Genomic DNA, 6,367 nt, shown 5'->3' on the forward strand with positions numbered 1-6,367 from the left:
TTGCTAATGATAACAGTACAAAGCTACCAATCAGCTTTAATATTGCAGAACTTGAACTCAATAATCCTTCAGCTCCAAATGGTAAACTAACATCACTAATGTCTATAATTGGTGGTGTAGGCGCTGTTGTTTGTACGTAAACACCCTCTGATTCTATTCCATCATATTCTGTTGTGACTTTGTATTCGTATTCGTTTCCTTCTTCTACAGTTAGATCGCTAAATTCTGTTCCGTTTGTTTCAAAAATCGGTTCGTGATCGCTTCCTGTTTCATCAGCATGTACAGTGTAAGTTTGAAAAGGATTGAAAGCCGATTGTTCACCTTCGCTTGTTGTTTTACGGTAAATAATCGCTTTATCAAAGTAGTATTCTGGATTATCCCATGAAAGATCAATACGACCTTCTTCTGAATTGTCAGCTTGTAAATTTTTTACTTCTTGTTGTCCTGGTTCAACTTCTTTTTCGAGCGTTTTAATCCTAATTGTTTCTTCTTCAGTTTCTAAATCATCTTCATAATACGATTTAAAAGCAATTTCATGGGTTGTGTTATCTTCCAAACCCTCGACAGTTACTTGTCCATCTTTATAATCATCTATGTAACGTTCACCATCAACATAGACAGAAGTGTAATTAAACAATTCATGATCTGGTAAATCATAAGTTAAATCAATGTATTCGTAAGAAGGTTCATACTCAATGTTTTCTACATTCTCAATACCTTCTAGTTGAGTTCTAACGGTTTCAGTTGTTCCCTCTGTTTCATTATCACCAAAAGTAGAAGTAACTCTTATTTCGTATTCGGTGTTTTGTTGCAATCTGTCTATTGTGTATTCGCTGTCTGTTGTCGTTCCTTCCAGTTCACCATCAACATAAAAATTAATATGATCATATTGTTGTGGGATTGTATAGCTAAGATTAATTGAGTTTGTGTTTGTTGTTATATTCAAATCATTAACGTTGTATAAATCTACTTTTTGTTCATTGATATGATTAACGTTTACATCAAAGTGTGCCACACCAAATCTTTGACCACCTAAACTACTATCAACCAATCTAATGGCTGTAATATCCTTCATTTCTCCATCTTCAACACTGTCCATTCCAGTTTCCTCAATGGTCGTTATGTCATGGTTGTTTGAGTAAATATCGTTTTCATAAACTAACTCTTGTTCTCCATTTTCATTTTCTGAATAAAAATAGAAACGTACTCTTGTATTGTTGCTAATAGTAGAAGCAGAAATGTAATAATTATATATGTCTTGTGGTTCATCAAACTTCCACTCCATATAAGCATATCTAACACCTTGTGGCTCAGCGAATGTGCTTAAATTACCATCAACAGCATACTCCACATTTTCATAATCTCGATAATCAGTAGGCAAACCATCAATAATACCATCTGTTTCAACAATCGTTACTGTTTCATCTGCTAGTGTAATGGTTGAAGGTATTAACAACATCAATGCTACTGCTAAAACAAAGACTTTTCTTTTCAATTTGTCACCCCCTAACTCACTTTTTCTCTAACATTCATCAACACTTGTGCATTATCTGTTTCTGTCCCCATTTGCTGCAAATACCCTGTTAAAAACATTTGCAACATCTTCACGTTTTCACCATTCAACTCAACCACAACATTCGCACTCTGTTCATCAGCTTTGCCAGCGGCCTGACTTAACTCACTAATCAACGCTTTATAATGGTTAAATTGTGCTTTCCCCTGCTCTTTCCCAAACTGATTAATCAAAGCTTGTTTGGTGTAGCTTTTCATGAACTTAAGCAGCATTAACAAAATGGATAACTCACCTTTTTCAAATTCAATTCGCCTCATTAACCACAAACCTCCTAACGTAATAAGGTTCCACACGATCCATAACCTCTAAGAACATATAGATCATTCTTTGTTCGCTTATACGGTTTAAATAGATCACTAGAAACATGTGCAATAAATCTTGTTGGTAAACAGCTAAATCAACGGAAGGGCTTACTTTATCTCTTTTCAAGTCTTTAATTAAATCGTTGTAGGCTACTTCAAACAGATTGTACTTTTCTTCTACTTGATACTTGGTTAAATAACGCTTCATGCTTATTAAAATTCTAGCTTTCGTATGTTCCATGTCTTGAAATAACTCTCTTACTTCTTCGGTTGATAGTAAAACCATCAACCAACCCCCTCCAACTCTTCTATATAATCGTCTAACTTGGCCTTTTCTGACTTTGTTAACTCAAGTTGCTTCATCATAAAAAATGAGTTACGACCTATTTTTACTCGTCTATCAACAAAACGCTTTTTACGTTCCCAATGCATACACTTGTATGGCACTAGTATGTAACCATTTTTATGTGCCACATCTTCCGCAACCGATAGAGCATGATTAAAGCTAAACTCTTGCATCAGCTTGGCGTATTTTACGACTGGCATAGAAGGAAAGTGATAAAGGAGTTGGCGAGGATCTTTAGCCCGATATTTAGGCGGTAAGATACTGATCATAACGCCACCACCTTTCTACTTTCATTGTGAATACGTTCTAATTCTTCAAAGAACTCACTTGCTTTACGTTCAGTATTAGGTAATGGAAAGCCTTGTACCATATTGTGTGTATCATAAAGGTTAGCCTTGTAAATCTGTTGCAGCTTGTAGTTCGGCACAAATTGAGAATGTAGAAACTTACCATTCGATCCAAACTGTTTAGCTTGATAATCAAAGAAGTTTAAAACTATACCTTTTTTCCCTCGTTTTGTTACAGTCACCAAACTTCAACGATCTGACGAATACGACTATCCACGTTATTAATAGAAGGGCTGCAATACATTTGTATCGACTTCATTTTACGTACGTACATTAGCAATTGCGTTGCGTAAATTGAAGTGCTTTTTAATGACTGACGACTATCAAAAGCCATTTGTGCTTCGTCCCAACAACAGATACTGCCTTGTGCTTGTGCTACGTCATACCAATCTTGGTAATTAAGCATGTTAGAAGAATCTTTTAAACCATAGTTACTAAATAAAGCTATATCGCCACCTTGCTGTCGTACCATGTGTCTCCAGTGGTGAGCTAACATAGACATAGTTAGTGTTTTTCCTGCTCCCAATCCACCTTCAATAAAGATGTGATACGCCATTACTTCTTCCCTCCTTTGTCCTTCTCTGCCATAACAATAGGTTTTGGAGGTTTTGGTATTAATGCTTCAATCGTTTCAATGTAGTATGAAGGGTTCGCAACAAGCTTTTTACCTTCCATAATGAAATTAATTAAACTCTCATACGGATTTTTGTCACCATGTAAATATGCGTTATCACCTAAATCTCTCAAATACATAATAGCTCTAATCTGTTCAGGCCTTAAATCCTGTGCCTTGTTCTCCATGTTTTCTAAAACTTGTTTAACATCACTTACATGTTGTACTTCTGGAAACAAGTTATCACTAATGACTGATTGCAACTTATCTGCATTCTGTGCGTTTTGATCGTTCATTTAATCACCCCTGACAGCTTGAAAGTCCTAGCATTAAAACAGACATCATTGTGACACCAATTAAGGCAATCTTGCTAATATCAACGCCACTCTCTTCTTGATAACGATAATTAGCAATTTGACTAAGAACTGTATTGCGTTCCAACTCTGCTAACCGTTTAGTTTCTTTAACCGATTCACTTGGAGCACGATAAAAGAAAATGCGACCATCTGGCCCTGTTGTAATTTCGCAATCATGATAAGGTACGTTGTATTTACCAGTAACAATAATCGCTTCTTCATTAACACTACTAATACGACTTATATCACTCGTTTTCTGTTCATCATCAAAGACCACTAAAACATCATCTGTTTCCTCGAAAAATTCGTCATTCTTCTTTCTAAACATTAGACAACCGCCTTTCTACCTTTGCCCTTTTTCTTGTTTGATCGCTGATAATACTTATAACCTAACCAAACGACTGTAGCGATTCCTAAACCAGCTCCTAAACTGACCACATACATATAAATAAATGCATCTACCACCACTTAACACCGTCCTTCACTGCGTAATATGTTCTTAAAACTAATCTAAATAAGAGCAATGTCCCAATCATGACCATTGCCATAAGTAAAGACTGTACAACCATTTGCCATTCACTTGGCATATCTCTAAAAACCATAGTGTAGTTTGATAAATCAATGCCTTGTGCTGTAATGATGCTAACGCTTTGCAAGTTCTCAATGGCCAAATCTAAAAAGGTTAAAGGCGGTTCAAAGATCGTGTCTATAAAATCTCGAATGGCATCTAACATTAAGAACCACCTGCCCCTCTTAAGTTCGATAAAATTCTAATTACTGCAAATGCTGTACTGATCCAGATGATAAATAACAATACATAAGCAATCACATGCAGCTGCAATACTTCTAATGCTGTGAAAATTTGTCCAATCATGCCTGAATAACCATGTCCACCAGTACCACCAGGCGTAAAAAATAGTGATTGGAGTGTTGCTGCAATCCCTTGAATAAAGCTAATGATCAACTTTCCAACTTCAAAGAAAATCATAAATACTTTGACCGCTAAAAGACCGATATTATAAAGAAAATAAAGAAAGCCATCTATTAAGGCATAAATCACTTCAAAGAATGAAATGAGTAGATCTATCAAAAATTGAAAGAGATCCCTTAATAACTCACCTAACCAAGTAATCGCATCCCAAATTAAGCTACCAATCCATGAAATGGCATCCCATATTGCACTAGCAATCGTACCTACGATCTCGGCAAGGAATGAGAACAACTCGCCAAATATATCCCCAAAGATCCCCAGTATAATTATTTGTTGTATGAATAATTGGCTCATATTTACCGCCCTCAATCACCATTAATATCTTCCGTTACTACTACCTAGCGTTCTATGAATCAACTTAATAATTTCATCACTGAACAATACAATCGCTATAACTAACAAAATAGGTGCTAAATATATAAAAACTGTTCCAAAGACGTAATCAATGACCATTTGCAATACTTCTTGCGACACCATCTCACCCCTTACTCATCTTTCGGTTGATCCATGTAATACTCACTTCCTCCAAACTCTTCATCAGATCCACCAGGTACAGGTGCATTACTTGGTTCATCTCCTGGTGTTGGAGCTTCTTCGTCACCTTCACCTGGTGCAGGTGGTTCATCTGGTAAAGGGTCACCTGCATCTTCATTAGGTTCAGGTGCATCTGGAAACTCAATCACTTCTTGTTCAGGTTGATGTTCGCCATATTCCCCTGCATCTGTTTCACCTGGTTTTGGCAAATCTTCATCAGGTAACTCTGGCAAACTATCGACTGGATCACTTATCTCAAAACCTTCACTTTCATCTTCCCTAAACTCAATTTCCTCTGCTTCATTCATAAGATCATCTTGATCAAAACTTGCATCTTCCATTTCTGAAGGGCTTTCGAAAGTAGGTTCGCTATCACTCAAGTTACGATCATCTAAGTTGCTCGTTGGTTGTTCAGGTTGTTCAATCGGATCTGGCTCTTCGACTGTTGGTAAACTAGGGGCAGAAGGTGCTGTCCCTAACATTTGTTCAAAATCATCTACTAAATTAGGTACAACCCTGTCGTAAAACGTATCAGCTACTTGATTCCAATTAGGTGGATCTGGAATAGCTCCAATAATGTCATCAATTTGACCAACGTAATCTTGCCAATGTGGTGATTCAAAGAAGCATGTGCAAATATCGCCACCACTATCCATTCCACCATCACCTTGTTGGTGACTATTCTCACAAGCACTTGCTTGATCTTGAATCTCATAAACTTCAACTTCATCTGAACCTAAATAATTTCCACTTTCGTCATACCAATCTATATACCAATAACCATTACAGTTAATCCCCCAATAATTTTGTTGTACATCAGCGCGGCTCATTGTTTCGACCAATTCACCACTTGAATATAATTCGGCTTCATAGGAGTAAACGCTCTCTACAACATCAACTCTTATGGCATCTGTTGGCCATAACTCACCAGCTTCAAAATACTCATACGATTCAACAAAGTTATACGTTTCATTTTGAAATGCTAGTAGTGTGATTGGTGTATGTACCACAAACAAAAAAATGGTTATCAGAATTAGTAATTTTTTCTTCATTTAAAAAACCCCACGTTTTAGGATTAAAAAAAGGGAGCAATGCCCCCCTTTTTATTAGTTGTTGCGACCACGTGTAGCCGCTGCACTGCGGATAAGAGAAATAATTTTAGGAGTAAATACAATTGCAAGACCTAGTAATACGAATGGACCAACAACACCTAAAAGTCCCATTGCAGCATCTAGTAATTCACCTGCATCAAATGGTAAAGATACTCCTGAAAAATCAACTCCACCTGTTGAACCTAAATAAATG

14 protein-coding genes are annotated in these 6,367 nt (G+C 36.6%); all 14 read right to left on the bottom strand.

All coding sequences use genetic code 11. The features are described 5' to 3' along the window. Positions 1-1,495 (bottom strand): fibronectin type III domain-containing protein (locus tag A194_RS18580; protein WP_040402984.1); only part of this gene is annotated, 1,495 nt, incomplete at its 3' end. Between the two features lie 11 nt (positions 1,496-1,506). Beyond that, the gene (locus tag A194_RS0113705; RefSeq protein WP_017187384.1) at positions 1,507-1,830 is read right to left on the bottom strand and encodes a hypothetical protein; all 324 of its coding nucleotides are present in this window, start codon (positions 1,828-1,830) and stop codon (positions 1,507-1,509) included. Continuing rightward, a complete protein-coding gene (locus A194_RS0113710; RefSeq protein ID WP_017187385.1) occupies positions 1,817-2,161 on the bottom strand; it encodes a hypothetical protein in 345 nt (114 codons plus the stop codon). Before A194_RS0113710 ends, A194_RS0113705 begins: the two co-directional genes overlap by 14 nt. Further along, the gene (locus tag A194_RS0113715; protein ID WP_017187386.1) at positions 2,161-2,490 is read right to left on the bottom strand and encodes a hypothetical protein; all 330 of its coding nucleotides are present in this window, start codon (positions 2,488-2,490) and stop codon (positions 2,161-2,163) included. The genes A194_RS0113710 and A194_RS0113715 overlap by 1 nt, the downstream gene beginning before the upstream one ends. After that, positions 2,487-2,753, bottom strand: a complete 267-nt coding sequence (locus A194_RS20845; protein WP_237718776.1) for a hypothetical protein — start codon at positions 2,751-2,753, stop codon at positions 2,487-2,489. Before A194_RS20845 ends, A194_RS0113715 begins: the two co-directional genes overlap by 4 nt. Then, positions 2,747-3,124, bottom strand: a complete 378-nt coding sequence (locus A194_RS20850; RefSeq protein WP_237718777.1) for a hypothetical protein — start codon at positions 3,122-3,124, stop codon at positions 2,747-2,749. The genes A194_RS20845 and A194_RS20850 overlap by 7 nt, the downstream gene beginning before the upstream one ends. Next, entirely contained in the window at positions 3,124-3,477 is a 354-nt protein-coding gene (locus tag A194_RS0113725; protein ID WP_017187387.1) for a hypothetical protein, read from the bottom strand. The genes A194_RS20850 and A194_RS0113725 overlap by 1 nt, the downstream gene beginning before the upstream one ends. A gap of 4 nt (positions 3,478-3,481) precedes the next feature. After that, the gene (locus tag A194_RS0113730; RefSeq protein WP_017187388.1) at positions 3,482-3,865 is read right to left on the bottom strand and encodes a hypothetical protein; all 384 of its coding nucleotides are present in this window, start codon (positions 3,863-3,865) and stop codon (positions 3,482-3,484) included. Further along, positions 3,865-4,005: a hypothetical protein gene (locus A194_RS20360; protein ID WP_017187389.1), complete on the bottom strand. Its 141-nt coding sequence runs from the start codon at positions 4,003-4,005 to the stop codon at positions 3,865-3,867. The genes A194_RS0113730 and A194_RS20360 overlap by 1 nt, the downstream gene beginning before the upstream one ends. After that, positions 3,996-4,271 (bottom strand): hypothetical protein, encoded by a 276-nt coding sequence (locus A194_RS0113740; protein WP_017187390.1) that lies wholly within the window; start codon positions 4,269-4,271, stop codon positions 3,996-3,998. The genes A194_RS20360 and A194_RS0113740 overlap by 10 nt, the downstream gene beginning before the upstream one ends. Next, on the bottom strand, positions 4,271-4,822 hold the full coding sequence (locus tag A194_RS0113745; RefSeq protein WP_017187391.1) for a hypothetical protein: 552 nt from the start codon (positions 4,820-4,822) through the stop codon (positions 4,271-4,273). The genes A194_RS0113740 and A194_RS0113745 overlap by 1 nt, the downstream gene beginning before the upstream one ends. A 21-nt stretch (positions 4,823-4,843) precedes the next feature. Then, positions 4,844-5,002: a hypothetical protein gene (locus A194_RS20365; RefSeq protein WP_017187392.1), complete on the bottom strand. Its 159-nt coding sequence runs from the start codon at positions 5,000-5,002 to the stop codon at positions 4,844-4,846. A gap of 11 nt (positions 5,003-5,013) precedes the next feature. After that, the gene (locus A194_RS19510) at positions 5,014-6,114 is read right to left on the bottom strand and encodes an ICP22 family protein (RefSeq protein ID WP_017187393.1); all 1,101 of its coding nucleotides are present in this window, start codon (positions 6,112-6,114) and stop codon (positions 5,014-5,016) included. Positions 6,115-6,168: 54 nt separating this feature from the next. Beyond that, positions 6,169-6,367 (bottom strand): hypothetical protein (locus A194_RS0113760; protein ID WP_017187394.1); only part of this gene is annotated, 199 nt, incomplete at its 5' end.

The sequence above is a fragment of the Alkalibacillus haloalkaliphilus C5 genome (assembly GCF_000269905.1).
GTDB classification, from domain to species: Bacteria; Bacillota; Bacilli; order Bacillales; family Alkalibacillaceae; genus Alkalibacillus; species Alkalibacillus haloalkaliphilus_A.